Annotated in this window: 13 protein-coding genes and 2 pseudogenes; 6 read left to right on the forward strand and 9 right to left on the reverse strand. The window is 70.5% G+C overall.

Annotated features, from left to right (window positions below; all coding sequences use genetic code 11):
- The 4 genes and pseudogenes from AC08OX_RS05785 to AC08OX_RS05800 form a co-directional block, all read right to left on the reverse strand.
- Positions 1–165, reverse strand: a pseudogene (locus AC08OX_RS05785) (recombinase family protein); the annotation flags it as partial.
- Positions 166–243: 78 nt separating this feature from the next.
- A complete protein-coding gene (msrA, locus tag AC08OX_RS05790; protein WP_476606864.1) occupies positions 244–945 on the reverse strand; it encodes a peptide-methionine (S)-S-oxide reductase MsrA in 702 nt (233 codons plus the stop codon).
- Positions 946–1,124: 179 nt separating this feature from the next.
- The gene (locus AC08OX_RS05795; protein WP_476606865.1) at positions 1,125–2,417 is read right to left on the reverse strand and encodes a PhoH family protein; all 1,293 of its coding nucleotides are present in this window, start codon (positions 2,415–2,417) and stop codon (positions 1,125–1,127) included.
- Positions 2,418–3,541: 1,124 nt separating this feature from the next.
- A complete protein-coding gene (locus tag AC08OX_RS05800) occupies positions 3,542–5,371 on the reverse strand; it encodes a phosphoenolpyruvate carboxykinase (GTP) (RefSeq protein ID WP_476606866.1) in 1,830 nt (609 codons plus the stop codon).
- Positions 5,372–5,734: 363 nt separating this feature from the next.
- Between AC08OX_RS05800 and trhA the strand changes: the two are divergent.
- A pseudogene (gene trhA, locus AC08OX_RS05805) lies at positions 5,735–6,347 on the forward strand (PAQR family membrane homeostasis protein TrhA).
- A gap of 40 nt (positions 6,348–6,387) precedes the next feature.
- Here trhA and AC08OX_RS05810 read toward each other — a convergent pair.
- Positions 6,388–6,939, reverse strand: a complete 552-nt coding sequence (locus AC08OX_RS05810; protein WP_476606867.1) for a hypothetical protein — start codon at positions 6,937–6,939, stop codon at positions 6,388–6,390.
- A gap of 200 nt (positions 6,940–7,139) precedes the next feature.
- A complete protein-coding gene (locus AC08OX_RS05815; RefSeq protein ID WP_476606868.1) occupies positions 7,140–9,161 on the reverse strand; it encodes a thioredoxin domain-containing protein in 2,022 nt (673 codons plus the stop codon).
- Positions 9,162–9,436: 275 nt separating this feature from the next.
- On the opposite strand from AC08OX_RS05815, the gene AC08OX_RS05820 reads away from it, so the two are divergent.
- A complete protein-coding gene (locus AC08OX_RS05820; RefSeq protein WP_476606869.1) occupies positions 9,437–12,640 on the forward strand; it encodes a leucine--tRNA ligase in 3,204 nt (1,067 codons plus the stop codon).
- A gap of 20 nt (positions 12,641–12,660) precedes the next feature.
- Here the strand turns inward: AC08OX_RS05820 and AC08OX_RS05825 are convergent, their stop codons facing one another.
- Together AC08OX_RS05825 and mca are read right to left on the reverse strand one after the other, a co-directional pair.
- Positions 12,661–13,014 (reverse strand): hypothetical protein, encoded by a 354-nt coding sequence (locus AC08OX_RS05825; protein ID WP_476606870.1) that lies wholly within the window; start codon positions 13,012–13,014, stop codon positions 12,661–12,663.
- Positions 13,015–13,236: 222 nt separating this feature from the next.
- Positions 13,237–14,139 (reverse strand): mycothiol conjugate amidase Mca, encoded by a 903-nt coding sequence (gene mca, locus AC08OX_RS05830; protein WP_476606871.1) that lies wholly within the window; start codon positions 14,137–14,139, stop codon positions 13,237–13,239.
- 439 nt (positions 14,140–14,578) lie between these two features.
- Here mca and greA point away from each other — a divergent pair, with 439 nt between their 5' ends.
- The 3 genes from greA (at position 14,579) to AC08OX_RS05845 (ending at position 18,663) form a co-directional block, all read left to right on the forward strand.
- Entirely contained in the window at positions 14,579–15,061 is a 483-nt protein-coding gene (greA, locus tag AC08OX_RS05835; protein ID WP_476606872.1) for a transcription elongation factor GreA, read from the forward strand.
- A gap of 66 nt (positions 15,062–15,127) precedes the next feature.
- Positions 15,128–16,624, forward strand: a complete 1,497-nt coding sequence (locus tag AC08OX_RS05840; protein WP_476606873.1) for a magnesium chelatase ATPase subunit I — start codon at positions 15,128–15,130, stop codon at positions 16,622–16,624.
- A 44-nt stretch (positions 16,625–16,668) separates the two neighbouring features.
- On the forward strand, positions 16,669–18,663 hold the full coding sequence (locus tag AC08OX_RS05845) for a vWA domain-containing protein (RefSeq protein WP_476606874.1): 1,995 nt from the start codon (positions 16,669–16,671) through the stop codon (positions 18,661–18,663).
- Here the strand turns inward: AC08OX_RS05845 and AC08OX_RS05850 are convergent.
- Complete coding sequence (locus tag AC08OX_RS05850; protein WP_476606875.1) at positions 18,583–19,206, reverse strand: PadR family transcriptional regulator; 624 nt, start codon at positions 19,204–19,206, stop codon at positions 18,583–18,585. The two genes, AC08OX_RS05845 and AC08OX_RS05850, sit on opposite strands and share 81 nt — an antisense overlap.
- Positions 19,207–19,416: 210 nt before the next feature.
- Here AC08OX_RS05850 and AC08OX_RS05855 point away from each other — a divergent pair.
- A partial coding sequence (locus AC08OX_RS05855) for a trypsin-like serine peptidase (protein WP_476606876.1) occupies positions 19,417–20,566 on the forward strand: 1,150 nt, incomplete at its 3' end.

Below are 20,566 nucleotides of genomic sequence, written 5' to 3' on the forward strand. Positions count from 1 at the left end.
CCGAACCCGAAGTGCGGCCCGGCATCGTCCCGCAACTTCGCGGGGCTGGCGGGTCAGCCGGTCGATGTGCCAGTAGACGATCGCCTGGAGGCGGCCTGCTTTGATGTCGTCAACGAGCCGGTCCCACTCCGGGCGTGGCCGTCCGGAGTGGGCACCGACATCCTTGTCCGTAGTAGACGTCCTCGTCCGCCCAGCCCTTACGGTCGCAGAGGGGGCGGCAGCCCGCCTCCTGACGTGAGACTGCTAGCCCTGCGCCTGTTCGGTCCTGGCTGGCTCTGACGTAGATTCCCGCTCTGACCATGGGCCACATACTGACAGGCCCGTGCCACCCAGGCCGCAGTAGCCGCCGGGGTTCTTGGCGTCGGAGAGGTACTGCTGGTGGTATTCCTCCGCGTAGTAGAACGGACCAGCCGAGGCGATCTCGGTGGTGATCGCCCCGAGGCCCGCGGCGGTCAGCACCTGCTGGAACGCCTCGCGGCTGGCAGCCGCCGCGGCGGCCTGCCCGGCAGTGGTGGTGTAGATCGCCGAACGGTACTGGGTGCCCGCGTCATTGCCCTGCCGCATGCCCTGGGTCGGGTCGTGCCCTTCCCAGAACACGCGCAGCAGCTCCTCGTAGCCGACCTTCGCGGGGTCGTACACCACGAGGACGACCTCGGTGTGCCCGGTCAGCCCGGAACACACTTCCTCATAAGTGGGGTGCGGGGTGTGCCCTCCGGCGTAGCCGACGGCGGTGGTGTACACCCCGGGAACCTTCCAGAACGCGCGCTCGGCCCCCCAGAAGCAGCCGAGGCCGAACACGGCGGTCTCCAGACCCGCCGGGAACGGGCCGGCGAGCGGGGTCCCCAGCACGGTGTGCGGGACGTCGCCCGCGAACACCGGCCGATCCCGGCCGGGAAGGGCCTGCTCGGGCGTGGGCAGTGTCGTCTTGTGACGACCGAAGAACATGGGAAGCCACCTCCGGTGGTTGTCTCCTCGCACAACCGCGCACCGCGGCCACACGTCCCGTAGCCCGGGACCCTCGGACGCTCTCCAGATGCCCTCCGAACGTTCTCCGGGGGTTCTCCGGAGGTTCATCGAACGTTCGCCGGACCATCGGGGAGCACGCCGTCAGAGAACAAGATCGCTCAGAGAACGAGATCCTCCAGCATCGTCGTGACCAGGGCCGCAATCGGCGATCGCTCGGAACGGGTGAGCGTGACGTGCGCGAACAACGGGTGGCCCTTCAGGGTCTCGATCACCGAGGCGACCCCGTCGTGCCGGCCGACCCGCAGGTTGTCGCGCTGTGCCACGTCGTGCGTGAGCACCACCCGTGACCCCTGCCCGAGCCTGGACAGCACGGTCAGCAGCACCCCGCGCTCCAGGGACTGGGCCTCGTCAACGATCACGAACGCGTCGTGCAGGGACCGGCCACGGATGTGCGTGAGCGGCAGCACCTCCAGCATCCCACGATCCACGATCTCCTCGATGACCTCGGGGGAGACGAGCGCACCGAGAGTGTCGAACACCGCCTGGGCCCAGGGCGCCATCTTCTCGTTCTCGCTGCCCGGGAGGTACCCGAGCTCCTGGCCACCGACGGCGTACAGCGGGCGGAAAACCACCACCCGGCGGTGCGCCCGGCGCTCCATCACAGCTTCGAGCCCGGCGCACAGGGCAAGCGCCGACTTACCGGTGCCGGCTCGACCGCCGAGGGAGACGATCCCGACATCCGGATCGAGCAGGAGGTCGAGGGCGACCCGCTGCTCGGCGGAGCGACCGTGCAGGCCGAACGCGTCGCGGTCGCCGCGGACGAGCCGGACCTGCTTGTCGGCGGTCACCCGGCCGAGCGCGGAGGCACTCCCCCCGGTGGTGGTGAGGACCAGGCCGGTGTGGCAGGGCAGGTCGGCGGCCTCCAGGATCTCGGTGTACTCGCGGGAGTAGAGCCGGTCGAGGTCCTCCTGGGTGACGGTGAGCTCGGCCATCCCCGAGAAGCCGGTGTCCACCGGGGACAGCGCCTGGTACTCCTCGGCGGGCAGCCCCAGCACCGACGCCTTGACCCGCAGCGGGAGATCCTTCGTGACCAGTACGACGTCGGCACCCTCGCGGGCGAGGTTCATCACGACGCACAGGATCCGCGAGTCGTTCGTGTCGACCCGGAACCCCGGTGGAAGCACCGCCGCATCGGTGTGATTGAGTTCCACCCGTAGCATCCCGCCGTTGTCCAGCGGGAGCGGTTGATCAAGGCGACCATGCCGGATGCGCAGATCGTCCAGGATGCGTAGTGCCTCCCGGGCGAACCAGCCCAGTTCCGGATGGTTCCTTTTGCCTTCCAGCTCCCCTATGACAACGAGGGGGAGCACGACATTGTGCTCCGCGAACCGCAGCAGCGCGCCAGGATCAGAAAGCAGCACGCTTGTGTCGACGACATGCGTTCGTGGCACACGCCCACCCGCTTACTCGGAGGTAGTCCGGGACCGACCCCTGCAGGGGCCGGGCACCGGCCTCCTGGTGTAGTCGCGCTTGCGGCACCGAGGGGCCTCCCGAGAGGTCCGGCACCATGCCGGACCACGGCTTGAGACGCTAGCGCTCCCACGGTAACCGCAGCCCTCGATGATGGCGACCCACTTCCGACAACACGTTACGTTAAGAACTGGGAACGTCTCGCACCCCGGAGTTCCCGTCGCACCCCGATCGGTCACATTGCGTCCGGATCATGACGCGGAGCATCAGCCGCCGCGCGTGGCGCCGTCGGAGGCCGGACCACGAGCGGCCGCCCGAGGAAGCCAGGTCACCGCTCCCTGCCCGGTTCAGAAGCCCCGGGACCTGCGCCGACTCCGGCGACGGGCACCGACCGGGGCAACAGGCACCGACCGGCCGCAGGTCGCCACCGGATCCATGAGCCCGGCGACCGACGAGAGCCGGATGACCGCGGGCGTGCCGGCCAGAGACAGGGTGGGCCGAAACGCGACAGGCCGAAGCGTGATGGCCGGTGAGGGGTCACCCGAAACGCGACGACCGAGAGGTGACGGCATGAGGCGCGCCCGCGGGGGAAACGCGACGGAACACCATGGAACACCGCGGGCCGATGATCGGACACTCGTTGTCTCGACATGTCATCGAGATCGGATCGAACCAAACCGGGCCCGAAAGAGGGCGCCGACTGGCACCGTCGGGCGGGTCGGAGGAAATTCAGCCAACCGGCTGGGGAATTCCCGGAAATTCACCCGGAGAAGGGATTGATCCCCGGCGAACATGCGGGATCCGCGGGGTGGTCATTATCGGATGGTGCTCCGCTCAGGTGAGCCGTACCGCGACACTCGGTAGGAACGCGGCCCGCCGACGGCGGAACAACGGACGCGACGCGGAGTTACGAACGAGTCCGGCGCCGGGCCGGCGAAGGAAGGCCGCACCCGGCCGACCGGTCGCCACGGGCCGGGCCGGGAGCCCGCCGAGCGGCTCGGCCTTCGGCCGAGCCGCTCGGGGGTATCACACGAGGCGCTGCCACGAAGTGCCGTGCCGGCGGTGCGCTCCCCGGACGGAGCTCGCGGTTGGGTGCGTCAGCCGCTCAGTCTGCCCTGTTCAGCCGCTCGACAAGCGCCTCGTGCTCGGTCCACAGGGCGGCCGGAAGCCGTTCCCCGAACGTCTGGTAGTGCTCGGGGATCAGCTGGGCCTCCTGTTTCCACACCTCGACGTCCACCGTGAGCAGGGTCTCGAGGTCCTCCTCGGCGATGTCGAGGCCGTCAACGGGTAGGGCGTCCTTCGTCGGCAGGACGCCGAGCGGCGTCTCCACCCCGGCTGCCGTGCCCTCCAGGCGACCGACGATCCAGGCGAGGACACGGCTGTTGTCGCCGAATCCCGGCCACAGGAACCTGCCCTCCGGGCTCTTGCGGAACCAGTTCACGTAGTAGACCCGCGGGAGCTTCGTCTGGTCGGCCTTCTGCCCGACCTCGAGCCAGTGGGCGAAGTAGTCGGCCATGTTGTAGCCGCAGAACGGCAGCATCGCGAAGGGGTCCCGGCGCAGCTTGCCGATCGCTCCGGCCTGGGCCGCCGTCGTCTCGGAGGCGACGATCGAGCCGAAGAACACCCCGCGCCGCCAGTCGGGAGCCTCGGTGACCAGCGGCACCGCGGTCGCCCGGCGCCCGCCGAACAGGATCGCCGAGATCGGCACGCCGCGCGGATCCTCCCACTCCGGGGCGATCGTCGGGCACTGGCCCGCCGGGACGGTGAAGCGGGCGTTGGGGTGTGCGGCGGGCTCGCTGGACTCGGGGGTCCAGTCGCGGCCCTTCCAGTCGATGAGGCGCGCCGGCGGCTGCTTGGTCAGCCCCTCCCACCAGACGTCACCGTCATCGGTCCTGGCCACGTTGGTGTAGATGGCGTTGCCCCAGAGGGTCCTGACCGCGTTGGGGTTGGTCTGCTCGCCGGTCCCCGGGGCGACCCCGAAGAACCCGGCCTCCGGGTTGACCGCGTACAGCCGGCCGTCCTCACCGAAGCGCATCCAGGCGATGTCGTCACCGACAGTCTCCGCCTGCCAGCCCGGCAGGGTTGGGATGAGCATCGCCAGATTGGTCTTTCCACAGGCCGACGGAAATGCGGCGGCAATGTAGTGGACCTTGCCGGCGGGAGACGTCAGTTTGAGGATGAGCATGTGCTCGGCGAGCCAGCCCTCGTCGCGGGCCATGACGGACGCAATACGCAGCGCATAGCACTTCTTGCCGAGCAGTGCGTTTCCGCCGTAACCCGATCCGTAGGACCAGATCTCCCGGGTTTCCGGGAAATGGGTAATGTACTTCGTCGTATTGCACGGCCACGGAACATCGGCCTGGCCAGGTTCCAGCGGAGCGCCCAGGGAATGGACGGCCGGAACAAAGAAACCGTCCGTTCCAAGCTGCTCGAGGGCGGGCGTTCCCATCCGGGTCATCGTCCGCATGGAGATGACGACGTAAGGCGAGTCGGTGATTTCGACACCGAGGGCCGAGATGCGCGAGCCGAGCGGACCCATGCAGAACGGGACGACGTACATCGTCCGACCCCGCATGCACCCCGCGAACAGGCCCCGGAGCGTGGCCCGCATCTCGGCAGGGTCCAGCCAGTTGTTGGTCGGACCGGCGTCCTCCGCCTGCTCGGAGCAGATGTAGGTGCGGTCCTCCACGCGGGCCACGTCGCCCGGGTCCGAAGCGGCGTAAAAGCTGTTCGGACGTTTCTCGTCATTCAGCCGGACCAGGGTCCCCTGCTCGATCAGAAGAGAGGTCAGCCGATCGAACTCCGCCTCTGATCCATCGCACCACTCAACCCGATCCGGCTGAGTGAGTTCGGCAATCTCGCGCACCCAGGCAACCAGCCTGGCGTGCCTCGTGGGGGCCACGTCCAGCCCCGAAACCTGTGCCGCGGTTGTCACAGCTCACACCTCCGGTCGAGTCGAACCTGCCGCGCTCTCTTCCCATATGCAGGTACCCACTTGAGAACTCGAACGTACTCGTGGACGTTCAGACAAAACCCACAATATAGGGGGAGTTCGAGGCCACGTTCAGGATCATTAGACTGTACCGCGCGTTCCGTCCGCAGTCGCGCGATAGCGAGTGCGCAGAAGCGTCGGATCCATCACGCACCGATACGGACCGACCGCTGCCGTCCAGCTCCGCTTCGTGACGGCGGCAACCCTCGGGCTATCGTTCTCGGCGTGGCTTCCCTCGTACAGCAGCCAGCCGGGCCTCCGCAGACGGACATCGCCTCGCACCCGCGTGACCTGGTGCGACCGCGCATGCGGGGATGGCTACATGCCGGCGCTTTCCCGATCAGCCTGACACTAGGCGTCATTGCGGTGGCACTGGCTACCACGCTGCGTGCCCGGCTCGGTATCGCGGTTTACGCCCTGAGTATTGCGGCCCTCTTCGGAACGAGCGCCCTCTATCACCGGACGATGTGGTCGACATCACGTGCCCGGGCGCGCATGAAACGCCTCGACCACTCAATGATCTTTGTTTTCATCGCCGGGACTTACACCCCCTTCGCCCTGATTGCGATGCCGCCGACGACCGCTCGGGTGGTCCTGGCGGTGGTGTGGGGAGGGGCGGGACTCGGCGTCGCCATCCGGATGCTGTGGCTGCACTCGCCGCGGTACCTGACCGTGCCGCTCTACATCGCGCTCGGCTGGGTAGCCGTCTTCGTGATCCCGGAGCTCGCCCACCGGGCCGGGATCGCCTCGATGGTACTTCTGCTCGTGGGGGGTCTGCTACAGCCTCGGCGCCGTCGTCTACGCCTGCCGGCGACCGGACCCGGCACCCACGATCTTCGGCTACCACGAGGTGTTCCATCCCTTCACCCTCGTCGCCGCGACCTGCCACTACATTGCGCTGCTCTTCGCCATCTACTAACAGCCTTCCCCCGCACGGCGGCTACCGGGGGCTCCGGCGGCTACAGCCGAGGGCCCACCGAGCGGATCTTCTCCACCTGTTCCATGGCCTCCCGGAGCTGGCGCAGCCAGCTGTCGGCGTTCTCGCCCACCAGACGTACGCACCAGGCGAGGGCCTCGCTGCGGCTGCGCGCCACCCCCGAGTCGACGAGGGTGTCGAGCACCTGGCGTTCCGGCTGGCGCAGCCGGGTCATCACCGGCACGGACAGCGCGGTGAACAGCTCGGTGGTGTCACCGACGGTCGCGCCCCACGCCACCTTGCGGTTGTACCGATGTTCGGCCTTCGTGGCGATGGCGATCCGTTCCTCACGGGTCTGCTCCCGGAACCGCCGGATCCGGGCCCCCGTCGCCGACGGCCCTCCTCCGGGCGCGGCGCCGCCGGCCGCGAGTACCCCGATGACCGTGATCTCGTCCCGGTCCACGACCACCGTGGGCATCCCGGCGAACCACCCGGCCGGGATGTGCTCGGCGAACCAGGCTGCGGCGTCGTCCGCCGGAACCACCTCCGCCCGCTCCCCCGGCCTGCCGTACCCCCGTCCACGCGGACCGGACATGACGTGTCCCCTCGATCTCCGATCGGAACCCGCGCGCGGGCCCGGCCTGGCGGCTGATCCGGGCCCGAAGGCCCGATCTGGCGCTCCAGAGCGGATCCGAAGAACCCCTCGTGACAATTACATGCTTACCGCACCACCAGTCTTACCGCATCACCAGTGCAACATGCTTACCGCATCACCAGTGAAAGAAGAGGGGACGGTCAGCTGGCCACCTTCACCCCGAGTTGGCGGCGCACCTCGGCTGCGGTCCGGGCCGGCAGCTCACAGACGAAGTCCCGGCACACGTACACCCCAGCCGTTTCCCGGCCGACGGTCAGCGGTCCGCTGGTCACCACGACCGCACCGGGCGCCGTGCCGAGGCGGGCGAGCCGTTCCAGCGCCGGGCTGTCCACGACCGCGACCTCGGCCGGCCCGGCCAGCAGCGCCTCGGCGACCGCACCGGCCCAACCGGCGAACCGGGCATCCCGGGCCAGCAACGGAGCGACGCGCGCCACCGTCGTCTCGGCGGCCGGCCGGTGTTCGGTGGAACCGGTCAACGCCGCGTAGCTGACCAGGGCACCGGCGACAGCAGCCTGGCCCGACGGGGTCGCCGAGTCCGAGTCGTCCCGCGGCCGGCGCAACAGCACCTCCGCGTCGTCCGCGGTATCGAAGAACCCCCCGTCAGAGGCCGCGAACCGATCACGGACGATGTCCAGCAGCGTCCCGGCGAGCGCGAGCCACTCCGGATCGCCGGTGACCTGGTGCAGGGTGAGCAGTCCCTCGGCGACGTCGCCGTAGTCCTCCAGTACCCCGGCGTTCACGCCAACCAGCCCGTCCCGGCTCGTCCGGCGCAGGCGTCCGTCGACGAGATGCACGTCCCGGAGCAGGACGGCGGCCTGTTCGGCGGCCCGCATCCAGTCCGGCTCGTCGAACAACGCGCCGGCCTCGGCCAGCGCCGCGATGGCCAAGCCGTTCCAGGCGGCCACCACCTTGTCGTCGCGAGCCGGCTGCGGCCGGGTCGCCCGTGCCGCGGCCAGGGCCGCGCGGACCGCCGCGAACCTCGCCGGATCGTCCGGGTCCGCCGGCAGGCGCAGCACCGACGTACCACGTTCGAAACTGCCCTCCTCGGTGACGCCGAAGACGCCGGCGGCCCACCGCCCGTCTTCCGGCCCGAGGACGGCGACGAACTGGGCGGGTGTCCAGGCGTAGCTGGCCCCCTCCTCGGGGTGCGCTCCCGCCGGGGCAGCGCTCGCGGGAACGGCGTCCGCGGGAACGGCATCCGCGTCGAGCGCCGAGGCGAACCCCCCCTGGGGGGTGCGCAGATCCGCGAGCAGAAAGGCTGCCGTCTCCCGGACCACCCGTTCGGCCAGTGCCGACCCGGTGGCCCGCCACAGGTGCAGGTAGACCCGCAGCAGCAGCGCGTTGTCGTAGAGCATCTTCTCGAAGTGCGGGACCGTCCACGTCGCATCGACGCTGTACCGGGCGAACCCCCCGGCAAGCTGGTCGTAGATGCCCCCACGCGCCATCCGTTCGCAGGTCACCGCGACCATCTCCAGGCTGCGCGCGTCCCCCGTGCGGGCGGAGTGCCGCAGCAGCATCTCGGCGACCATGGACGGCGGGAACTTCGGCGCACCGCCGAATCCACCGTGACGGGCGTCAAAGCGGGCCGACAGCCCCGCCACGGCGGTGTCGAGCAGAGCCGGGGTGATTTCGGCGGCGAGACCGGACGCCGGACCACGCGTCGCCGCCTCGGCGAGCCGGCGGGCGATGTCCGCCCCCGACTCCTCGATCTCGTCCCGCCGGGTCTGCCAGGCCTCGGTGACCGCCGTCAGGACCTGACGGAACGACCCCATGCCAGGCCGGGGACGCGGCGGGAAGTAGGTGCCGGCGAAGAACGGCTCGGCGGTAGGGGTGAGGAACACCGTCATCGGCCAGCCGCCGTGCCCGGTCAGGGCGACGGTGACGTCCATGTAGACGGAGTCGACGTCGGGCCGCTCCTCCCGATCCACCTTGATGTTGACGAAGTGGTCGTTCATGTACTCGGCGGTCACGACGTCCTCGAACGATTCGTGCGCCATGACATGGCACCAGTGGCAGGATGCGTAGCCCACCGAGAGCAGCACCGGCACCCCCCGCCGGGCCGCCTCGGCGAAGGCCGCCGGGCTCCAGGGCCACCAGTCGACCGGGTTGTCCGCGTGCTGTAGCAGGTACGGAGACGTCTGCTCCGCGAGCTTGTTAGGCACCCGAACTCCTCATGATCTGCGTGTCCGCCAGGCCCGCGGAACCCCGTAGGCCTCTGGATATGCAACCAAAGGCGCGCCCAGGTAGTCCGCCCTCATCTCCACGCCGCGCCGACGTGATCGGCGCGCTTCCTCGACCGGCCCGCCGCGCCGACGTACCCGGCGGATAGGCTCGTGGGACCGCACGATCCCCGCCGTCCGCTCGCCCGACCGCCGTCCGTCAGGCCGCCGTTCCCGCCGCGAGAGCGGTGAGAGGGTCGACGTACCAACGAGTTTGGATGGCACGAGCGATGAGTGAGACGGCCGAGCCCGGCGCCCGGACCGGCGCCGCGGACACCACGGTGGCACCGACCGGCGCATCCGGCGGGATCATCCCGGCAGCCGCGGGCTGCGCCCCCGCCGGGACCGGGAGCGTCGAGCCGAGCTTCCGGTACGACGCCCGGCTCGCCGCCGACATCGAGCGGCGCTGGCAGCGCCGGTGGGCCGACGAGGGCACGTTCAACTCGCCGAACCCGGTCGGGCCGCTCTCGGCGGGCTTCGAGAAGGTCGCCGGCCGGGAGCCGTTCTACATCATGGACATGTTCCCCTATCCGAGCGGCTCGGGGCTGCACGTCGGGCACCCGCTGGGGTACATCGGCACCGACGTGTTCGCCCGCTATCTGCGGATGTCCGGCCGGCACGTGCTGCATCCGTTCGGATACGACTCCTTCGGCCTGCCCGCCGAGCAGTACGCCATCAACACGGGCCAGCATCCCCGCGACACCACCAACGCCAACATCGCCAACATGCGCCGCCAACTCTCCCGGCTGGGGCTGGGCCACGACACCCGCCGCGAGATCGCGACGACCGACGTGGGCTACTACCGCTGGACGCAGTGGATCTTCCAACAGATCTTCAACAGCTGGTACGACCCGCAGGCCGGCCGGGCCCGGCCGATCGCCGAGCTGATCGAGGAGTTCGCCGCGGGCACCCGGGCGCCGGTAGCCGGCCCCGCCGGGGGGAACACGGCCGTGTCGGTTGACGCGGTCCGGGCGGCGAACCCGGCCGGGCTGGCGTGGACCGAACTCGACGAGGTGTCCCGCCGGAAGGTCGTCAACGCGCACCGCCTGGCCTACATCTCCGAACAGCTGGTCAACTGGTGCCCGGGGCTGGGCACCGTGCTGGCGAACGAGGAGGTCACCGCCAACGGCCGCAGCGACATCGGGAACTACCCAGTGTTTCGCCGGCCGCTGAAGCAGTGGATCCTGCGGATCACCGCCTACGCCGAGCGGCTGATCTCCGACCTCGACCTGGTCGACTGGCCGGACTCGATCAAGCAGATGCAGCGCAACTGGATCAGTCCCAGCGAGGGCGCCAGCGTCGAGTTCACCGTCGTCGCCCCCGGCGAGGGGGCAGGTCCATCCAGGGCGTCCGATCCGTCCGATCCGTCTGGCTCATCGACCGCCCGGCGCATCGAGGTCTATACCACCCGCCCGGACACCCTGGCGGGGGCCACCTTCCTGGTGCTCGCGCCCGAACATCCCCTGGTCGACGCGCTGATCGCCGACACCTGGCCGGCGGACACCCCGGTGAGCTGGCGCTTCCCGGCGGGACAGCCGGGCGGCGGCACGGAACCAGCGGGCACCGCCGGGCCGGCGGCAGGCACCGATCCGGCGTGGACCCCGCGAGCCGCCGTCGACGCCTACCGGGAGTTCGCGGCCCACCGCAGCGACCGGCAGCGTGGCGAGGAGGTCATCGACCGCACCGGCGTGTTCACCGGCTCGTACGTGCGCAACCCGGTCGGTGGCGGGGTCATCCCGGTCTTCCTGGCCGACTATGTACTGCTGGGCTACGGCACCGGGGCGATCATGGCGGTACCGGCGCACGACAGCCGGGACTTCTCCTTCGCCCGCGCGTTCGACCTGCCGATCCCCGCCGTGCTGGAGCCGGACGCGGACTGGTACGCCGCGCACGGGGTAGTGCCCGCGACTCCATCAGCGCAGTGGCCCGAGGCGTTCAGCGGTGCGGGCGAGTATCGGCCCGGTCCGGCCGGCGCCCCGGTGCTGGTCGGCCTGTCGAAAAGCGAGGCGATCAAGGCCACGGTTCACTGGCTGGAGGAGCTCGGCGCCGGCAGGTCGGCGCGGTCGTACCGGCTGCGGGACTGGCTGTTCTCCCGCCAGCGGTACTGGGGCGAGCCGTTCCCGGTCGTCTTCGACGTCGACGGGCTGCCTCACGCGGTTCCCGACGAGCTGCTGCCGATCGAGCTGCCGGAGATGACCGACTTCCGGCCCACGGCGATGGCCGAGGACGACGCGAGCGACCCGGTGCCCCCCCTGGCCCGGGTGGCCGACTGGGTGACGGTCACCCTGGATCTCGGCGACGGGCCGAAGCAGTACCGGCGCGAGACGAACACCATGCCGCAGTGGGCCGGTTCGTGTTGGTACTACCTGCGCTACCTGGACCCGACCAACACCGAGCGCTTCGTCGACCCGACCGTCGAGCGCTACTGGATGGCCAGGCCGGGCGCGGTTCCCGGCGACGGCGGCGTCGATCTGTACGTCGGCGGTGTCGAGCACGCCGTGCTGCACCTGCTCTACGCCCGGTTCTGGCACAAGGTGCTCTACGACCTGGGCCACGTCTCCACCAAGGAGCCGTTCAAGCGGCTGTTCAACCAGGGCTACATCCAGGCGGATGCCTTCACCGACGCCCGGGGCATGTACGTCCCGGCTGCCGAGGTGACGGCGACCCCCGACGGCCGGTTCCTCTTCCAGGGCGCCCCGGTCAACCGGCGCTCGGGCAAGATGGGCAAGAGCCTGAAGAACAGCGTCAGCCCGGACGAGATGTACGACAGGTTCGGCGCCGACACGCTGCGCGTCTACGAGATGGCGATGGGCCCGCTCGACGCCGACCGGCCATGGCACACCGACGACATCGTCGGTTCGCACCGGTTCCTCCAGCGGCTGTGGCGCACCGTCGTCGACGAAACCACCGGGGCGGCCGCCGTCGTTGACGAGCCGTTGGACGGCGAGGCTCTTCGCGTCCTGCACCGGACGATCCTCACGGTCACCGCCGAATACGCGGGGCTGCGGTTCAACACCGCGGTCGCCCGGCTCATCGAACTGACCAACTTCGTCAGCAAGAGCTACGGGAAATCCCCCACCCCCCGCGCGCTCGCCGAGCCGCTCACCCTGATGGCGGCCCCGCTGGCTCCGCACATCGCCGAGGAACTGTGGTCCCGCCTCGGTCACGAGGAGTCGGTCAGCACGGTCGCCTTCCCGATCAGGGATCCGGCGCTGGCCGCCGAGTCGGTCAGGACGATCCCGGTCCAGGTGAACGGGAAGGTCCGGTTCACCATCGAGGTTCCGGACGGTTCAGCGGAGCAGACGGTTCGCGATCTGCTCGCCGCGCATCCCGAGTTCGCCCGGCAGACCGATGGTCGGACGATCAAGAAGATCATCGTCGTGCCCGGCCGGATCGTGAATATCGCCATCTCCCCCGCCTAGCCGGGGTCTGCGGCAGCCGCCTACCGATCGCTCCCCGCGGAGCCCGCGGGGGGTCCAGGCTGGGTCGGCAGGTCCAGCTGCTCGCCGCCACCCGCCGTGCTACCGGCGCCGGCGGTGCCTGCGGTCTCCTCGACGACCTCCCCGTCGATAACCGGCCCGTCTCCGCCGTCCAGCCGGCGCATCGCGTTCGGATCAGGGTCGACGCCGGCGAACTCGCCGCTGGCGACGTTCGACCGCATCCGGCGCAGGCTCTTCGAGAGGAAGAAGAAGATCACGCTGGAGGCCGCGATCAGTGCCAGGACGACGAGGAGCCCGACGGCTCCGGCGTCGATCTTCCTCTCGACCAGCACGGAAGCGGCGAAGACCTCGTTCACGGGCACGTCCTCACACCTGGTGTCCTCTGGTGTCCGCCACACCTGCTGTCACCGCCCGCCACGGGGACACTCCACGACGGGCGCCGATTCCGACCCTACGCCCTGCCGTACGAGTCCTCCGCCTCCGCGGTCACGCACCGTTGACTAGATCACATACTGTTCAAAAAGTCACATGTCATCCGAACAGTCACATGCCACCTGAAAGGTCGGGTTACCGGAGAGTCACACGCCGTTGAACAGATCGTCTTCGGGCAGCATGCCGACCTCGATAAGAGAACGGGCCAGCTGGTAGTCCTCCGTCGGCCAGGCGTCTCGCTGCACCTCCAGGGGTATCCGGAACCACCATCCGGTGGGGTCGACCTGGGTGGCGTGGGCGATCAGTGCCCGGTCGCGGGTCTCGAACCAGTCCGCGCACTCCACCTGGGTGGTGAGCCGACCGGTGTCCTCGGCGCGGTCGACCCACTCGGCCAGCCGCTCGGCATAGGGGGACTCCAGACCGCGGGCCATCATCTCCTCGTGGAGAGCGAGGACGCGCTCCTTGTGGAAGGTGAGGTGGTAGTAAAGCTTGAGCGGCTGCCAGGGTTCGAGGCCGGCGTCGACGCCGGCCTCGGGATAACGGTCGGGATCACCGGCCGCCTCGAACGCCTCCACACTGACCCGATGGGTCATGATGTGGTCGGGATGCGGATACCCGCCCGACTCGTCGTAGGTCGTGATGACCTGTGGTCGGAACTGACGGATCAACCGGACCAGCGGACGGGCCGCCTCGCCGAGCGCGATGGTGGCGAACCGCCCGTCCGGAACAGGCGGCGGCGGATCGCCCTCAGGCAGTCCGGAGTCGACGAAGCCGAGCCACTCCTGGCGGACCCTGAGGATGAGCCGGGCAGCCTCCATCTCCTGCCTGCGGATCTCCGCCATCTGGGCGGCGACACCTGGCTGGTCCATCGCGGGGTTGAGGATGCTGCCCTCCTCCCCCCCGGTACACGTGACCACGAGGACGTCGGCGCCCTCGCTGGCGTAACGTGCCATGGTGGCGGCGCCTTTGCTGGACTCGTCATCGGGGTGGGCGTGGATGGCCATCAGGCGCAGGCCATGCCGATCGTGGACCGCAGGCATGCGGCCCATTGTTCCTGATCCCTCGACGTTGCTGATGCCTCAACGTTGTTCCGGGCTCACCGGTCTGGGTGATCCGACCTCGCCTGAGGAACCGCCGGGGCCCGCCCCGCGTTCGGTCTGGAAAAGTCACCCAACGCCGTGGCACAATGCACCGTCCGCGCATGCTTCGACGGCAGGCCTGCCGTCGACCGGCGCACCGACATCGTCGTCGGCCCGCTCCGGAGGGCCGATGGACGACGGCCGGTTCCGTCGTCCTCCCACCCCTGCGTGAAGCATTCGTGGTCGAGGTCGAAGGCGAGGGCTGTCGGATCACCCGTAAGGGCTGACCCGCCGGTCCGGAGCTTCCGGGCGGTCCAGACGCCGCCGGAGCCACCAAGCCCGACATCGGATTCCTTGATTCATTTTGGTATGATGGCCCTTTTGATGTTCACCGAGGAGCGTGACCCGCGTGACGCAGCAGACTTGGCTCACCCAGGAGGCATACGACCGGCTCCGCTCCGAGCTCGACTACCTGACCGGCCCGTGGCGTACGGAGATCGCGACCAAGATTGAGGCTGCCCGCGAGGAGGGCGACCTCAAGGAAAACGGCGGCTACCACGCGGCCAAGGAGGAGCAGGGCAAGCAGGAGGCCCGGATTCGCCAGCTCACGGACCTGCTGCGCGACGCCCAGGTCGGCGAGGCACCCGCGGCGACCGGCGAGGCCGGCCCCGGCACCGTCGTCGAGGTGCGCTTCCCCGGCGAACGAGAGACGGAGAAGTTCCTCATCGGCTCGCGCGAGGACCACAGCACGCCCATCGAGGTCTTCTCCCCGGCGTCCCCGCTAGGCGGCGCGGTGACCGGGCACAAGGCGGGCGAGACCGTCTCCTACACGCTGCCCAACGGCCGTTCGGCCAAGGTCGAGATCGTCTCGGTGTCGCCCTACTCGGGCTGACTACGCCAGCAGCGGACGACCGCAGGCCCGGCTGCACGGGTGGCGGCGTCGGCGTACCGTCGACGGGTGGAGGATCTGCCGGCACAGCCGAGTCATTCCATACCACCGACCGTGCCCCCGACCGTGGCATCTGCGGCCCACCCGCCGACGGCCGCCGCCCCGCAGTTCACCACCCTGGGTGGGCTGCGCCGCAGCGGGCACGCGCACCGCCCGGTGCGGACGGAGCTGCGCGACAACCTCGTCGCCCTGATGCAGGGCGACGGCCCCCGGTTCCCGGGCATCGTCGGTTTCGACGAGACCGTCCTTCCCCAGGTCGAGCGGGCCATCCTGGCCGGTCACGACATCGTCTTCCTCGGCGAGCGCGGGCAGGGCAAGACCCGGCTCATCCGCACTCTGGTGAGCCTGCTCGACGAGTGGTCGCCGGCCGTCGCCGGCTGTGAGATCAACGACCACCCCTACGCGCCGGTCTGTGGCCGATGCCGGGCGCTGGCGGCCGATCTCGGTGACGCGCTGCCGGTGGTCTGGCGGCACCGCGGCGAGCGGTTCAGCGAGAAGCTCGCGACCCCGGACACGAGCGTCGGCGACCTCATCGGCGACGTCGACCCGGTGAAGGTCGCCGAGGGCCGCACGCTCGGCGACCCCGAGACGGTCCACTACGGGCTGGTGCCGCGCACCAACCGCGGGATCTTCAGCGTCAACGAGCTGCCCGACCTCGCCGAACGGATCCAGGTCGCGCTGCTCAACGTGCTGGAGGAGCGGGACATCCAGGTCCGCGGCTACCTGCTCCGGTTGCCGCTGGACCTGCTGCTGGTCGCCTCCGCCAACCCCGAGGACTACACCAACCGGGGGCGGATCATCACGCCGCTCAAGGACCGGTTCGGCGCCGAGGTCCGCACCCACTACCCGCTGCACCTCACCGACGAACTGGCGCTGATCCGCCAGGAGGCGGTGATGTCCTGGGCGGGGTCCCCGCTCGGCGCACCGGAGATACCCGATCACCTGGTGGAGATCGTGGCCCGGTTCACCCGGCTGGTGCGCGACGCCCCCCAGGTCGACCAGCGCTCGGGGGTGTCGGCCCGGGTGTCGGTGGCCGCGGCCGAGACGGTGGCGGCTTCGGCAGTCCGCCGCGCGGCGCTGACCGGCGAGGAGACGCCCACCGCACGGGTGGTCGACCTCGCCGCGATCGTCCCGGCGGTACGCGGCAAGGTCGAGTTCGACCAGCTGGAGGAGGGCCGGGAGGACGAGGTCCTCGCGCTGCTGCTGCGCCGCGCGGTGGCCGAGACATTCCGGGCGAGGCTGGCCGGCGCGGACCTCACCGGCCTGCAGGCCCGCTTCGACGCGGATGGCCCGGTCGAGACCGGCGACCTGGTAGCGGCGGCCGAGCTGCTGCGCCGGGTCGGGCCGGTGCCCGGGCTCGCGGCGATCCTGACCAGGCTCGGCGTGGACGGGGCGGAGTCGCCGGGGCTCGCGGCGGCCGCGCTGGAGCTGGCGATGGAGGGATTGCACCTCAACCGCCGGCTGGCCAAGGAAGAGCTTCCCGGACGGACCGTCTACGGCACCTGACCCGGCGGCACCTGGCCTCGGCACGGAAGCTTCCAGGAGGAACAGTGAATTCCGGAACATTCCGGTATGGCCCGTGGGACGGCGGACCCGACCCACTCGCCTCTCCCTTCACCGCGTCCGACGCCCTGGATGAGATGTCCCGCCAGATTATGGAGGGACGCACCCCGCGGGAGGCTCTGGAGTCGCTGCTGCGCCGGGGCATGCCGGGCCGGCGTGGTCTGGACGACATGCGCCGGGCCGTCGAGCGGCACCGGCGGGAGGCCCGATCCCACGGCCGGATGGACGGGACGCTCCAAGAGGTCCGCCGGCTGCTCGACACCGCCGTGGGCCAGGAACGGGCGGCGCTGTTCCCCGACCCCTCCGACGACGCCCGGCTGCGCGAAGCCGAGCTGGACGCGCTGCCCGCGGACCCCGCCCGTGCGGTGCGCTCGCTCGCCGAGTACGACTGGCAGTCGCAGCCGGCCCGCGAGACGTACGAGAAGATCTCCGAGCTGCTGCGTCGCGAGGTCCTCGATTCCCAGTTCAGGGGGATGAAGCAGGCCCTGGAGGGGGCCACGCCCGAGGACTTCGCCCGGATCCGGGAGATGGTCGGCGCGCTCAACGCCCTGCTGGAGGCGGACGCCCGCGGTGAGGACACCGACGAGGCGTTCGCCCGGTTCATGCGGGAGTTCGGCGACTTCTTTCCGGAGAACCCCGGCTCGCTGGAGGAACTGGTTGACGCGCTGGCCCGCCGGGCCGCCGCCGCCGCGCGGTTGCTGGCCGGGCTCACCCCGCAGCAGCGCTCCGAACTCGCCGACCTGATGTCCACGGCGATGGAGGACCTGGGGCTCGCCGCGGAGATGTCACGCCTGGCGCAGGCGCTGCGCGCGTCCCGACCGGACCTCAACTGGGGTGGACGGCTGCGGGGGCGGGCCGGCCGGTTGGGCGACGGCCTGACCGGCGAGGAACCGCTCGGCCTCGGCGACGCCACCACCGCGCTGGAGGAGCTCGCGGAGCTGGACGAACTGGCCGCCGCGCTGGGGCAGGACTACGCCGGGGCCGCCCTGGAAGACGTCGACCCCGAGGCGGTGGCCCGGGCGCTGGGCCGGTCCGCCGTCGACGATCTGCGAGGGCTGCAGGAGATCGAACGGGAGCTGGAGCGGCAGGGATTCCTCACCCGCCGGGCCGGGAGCCTGGAGCTCACCCCGCGGGCGGTGCGCCGGATCGGGCAGGCCGCACTGGCCCGGATCTTCCGGCAGGTCTCCGCCCGGGGCCGCGGGGATCACAGCGTGACCGACGCGGGTTCCGCCGGGGATCTGCTGGGCACCTCCCGGGCCTGGCAGTTCGGCGACGCCCAGCCGATCGACGTCGTCCGCACGGTCCGCAACGCGGTGCTGCGCGGCGGTCCGCCCGGCCGGGGCCACCCGATCCGCCTGGCGGTGGCCGACTTCGAGGTCGCCGAGACGGAGCGCCGCGCCACGGCGGCGGTGTGCCTGCTCGTCGACCTGTCCTACTCGATGGCGCTGCGGGGCACCTGGGGCATCGCGAAGTCGACGGCACTCGCGCTGCACACGCTCGTCAGCACGTCGTTCCCGCAAGACAAGATCCACATTGTCGGCTTCTCGGACTACGCCCGGGAGCTGCGGCCAGTCGAGCTCGCCGGGCTCGACTCCGAGATGGTGCAGGGCACGAACCTGCAGCACGCCCTGCTCATCGCTGGCCGGTTGCTGAGCCGCTACCCGCAGTCGGAGCCGGTCATCATGGTGGTCACCGACGGTGAGCCCACCGCGCACCTGCTGCGCGACGGCACTCCCTCGTTCTCCTGGCCGCCGATGCCCGAGACCCTGGAGCTGACCCTGGCCGAGGTCGACCGGCTCACCCGGCGCGGCGTGACCGTCAACGTGTTCATGCTCGACGACGAGCCACGGCTGGTGCAGTTCGTCGAGGAGATAGCCAGACGCAACGGCGGGCGGGTTCTCTCACCCGATCCCGCCGCCCTTGGCAACTACGTCATCCGGGACTACCTGCGGGCCCGGGGCAGGCACCGCACCGTCCGCTGACCGCCGCGCCACCCCGCCCGGCTCGGCGGCGAGGCGTTCCCAGAACTCGACCGCGAGCTCCTCGTAGCCGAGCCCGAGATCGAGGGTCCGGCGCAGCGACCAGGCCAGGGCACCCGCGGGCAGCGCGGTCAGGGAGCGGTACACCTCCAGGTGAGCGCGATGCGCCGCCGCCTGGGCCCGCGCGAGCCGGCTGACATCACCCGGCCGGCCCAGATCGGCGAATGCCAGCTTGAGCAGGCCGGGATCGCGCAGCTCGGTGCGCCCGGCCTCCGGGACGGCGAGCCACGCGGCCAACCTGCTCCGGCCGGCGTCGGTCAGGCGAAAGATCCGCCGCCTGCGGCCGGACTCCTCCCGTTCCTCCGAGAGGAGTCCGGCCGCGGCAAGGCGGGGCGGCTCCTTGTAGAGCTGGGCGTGCGGAAACGACCAGAAGTTACCGATCGAGCCGGCAACCGCGACCTTGAGCTCGTACGGAGTGGCGCTGCCACGCCGCGCCACCTCCCCCAGGACCAGATACGACACCGGCGTCAGCGCGATTCCAGCCATGGTCTCGATGATATGGCTTGAATGATACGGGTTGATAGGTACCGTTTCTTCCGGACTATCTAGCACCTAGCCGTCTTACCCCTACAGCCCTCTCCAACCGGCCCATGGAGAGGGGGCGACGAGGGCGGGAGGCGCTGCCCGCCGACCCACCCGTCCCACAACGCCCGCAAGCCGCCACAGAAGGCGACAGTACTGCTACTCTTCGCTGTCGTGACGTCACGGAGTGCAGACCAGGAGTGCGAGCGACAGGCGGACGCGGCACGCCTCCGACCACTCCCGCCGGCGGATGTACCCGGCGCCACCCGGGCCCGCCCACGCCCGCCGGCGCGATCGAGGCTCACCGTCGCGATCCTGCTGACGGCGGGCGTCGCGCTGGCACCCGCAGCCCTTCCCGCCAGCCCCGCCCAGGCGGCGTCGGCCACCGGGCGAGGGGACGCGCCGATCGCCGCCACGTACCCGGGATCCACCGCGGGACAGCTCCTCTCGGCGCCGGGGGCGGTGACCCTCGCCGAGCAGCGCGAGGTCGAACGGTACTGGAGCGCGCAGCGGCGGGCCCGAGCCTTCGGGGCCCGCACGAACGACCATGCCGATACCGCCCCCCTCAGTCCCGGGCCGGCCCCGCCTGCCGTCGGCGACTCCGAAACGGCCGCGAGCGACGCTCCCCCGCCCCCGAGCGCCGGAACGCCCTACACCCGGGGCGGGCTGGTTACCACGACCACCGGCCGGTTGTTCGCCACCATCGGCGGCAGTGACTACGCCTGCTCCGCGAGCGTCGTGTCCAGCCCCAGCCGTGACCTCGTGGTCACCGCGGGGCACTGCGTGCACGGCGGTAGCGGGGAACAGTTCGCGCGGAACGTCATCTTCATCCCCGGGTTCGACAACGGCGCGATGCCCTACGGCATCTGGACCGCCCGCCGGCTTACCGTGACGTCCGGGTGGGCCCGCCAGGGCGACTTCGACGTCGACACCGGCTTCGCCCTGTTCAACCCGTCCCCGTCCCGCGGCCGTCATCTCGAGGACACGGTCGGATCCCAGGGCATAGCCTTCGATCTTCCGGGGACGTATCCGCAGTACACCTTCGGCTACCCGCGGCTGCCCCCCTACGACGGCAGCCAACTCGTCTACTGCGCCGGCTCCGGCTTCGGCGACCCCTACGGCAGCCCGTCGATCGGCGTCGCCTGCCGCATGACGGCCGGCGCCAGCGGCGGGCCACTACTCACCGGCCTCGGCCGGCTCGGTTCCGGGCACGGCTGGGTCGACGGGGTGGTCAGCTACGCCTATGCCGGAGTCAACGACAAGCTGTACGGAACTCACTTCGGCGACGTGGTGAAGTCGCTCTACTATCAGTCCTACCGGCTCT

The sequence above is a fragment of the Frankia sp. CoBUL1 genome (assembly GCF_978021245.1).

Excerpts from the sequence above, each read along its gene's own strand:
- msrA (WP_476606864.1), bottom strand. The coding sequence starts at position 945 with ATGTTCTTCGGTCGTCACAAGACGACACTGCCCACGCCCGAGCAGGCC.
- AC08OX_RS05810 (WP_476606867.1), bottom strand. The coding sequence starts at position 6,939 with ATGTCCGGTCCGCGTGGACGGGGGTACGGCAGGCCGGGGGAGCGGGCG.
- AC08OX_RS05850 (WP_476606875.1), bottom strand. The coding sequence starts at position 19,206 with ATGGCTGGAATCGCGCTGACGCCGGTGTCGTATCTGGTCCTGGGGGAG.
- mca (WP_476606871.1), bottom strand. The coding sequence starts at position 14,139 with ATGGGCCGCATGCCTGCGGTCCACGATCGGCATGGCCTGCGCCTGATG.
- AC08OX_RS05820 (WP_476606869.1), top strand. The coding sequence starts at position 9,437 with ATGGCACGAGCGATGAGTGAGACGGCCGAGCCCGGCGCCCGGACCGGC.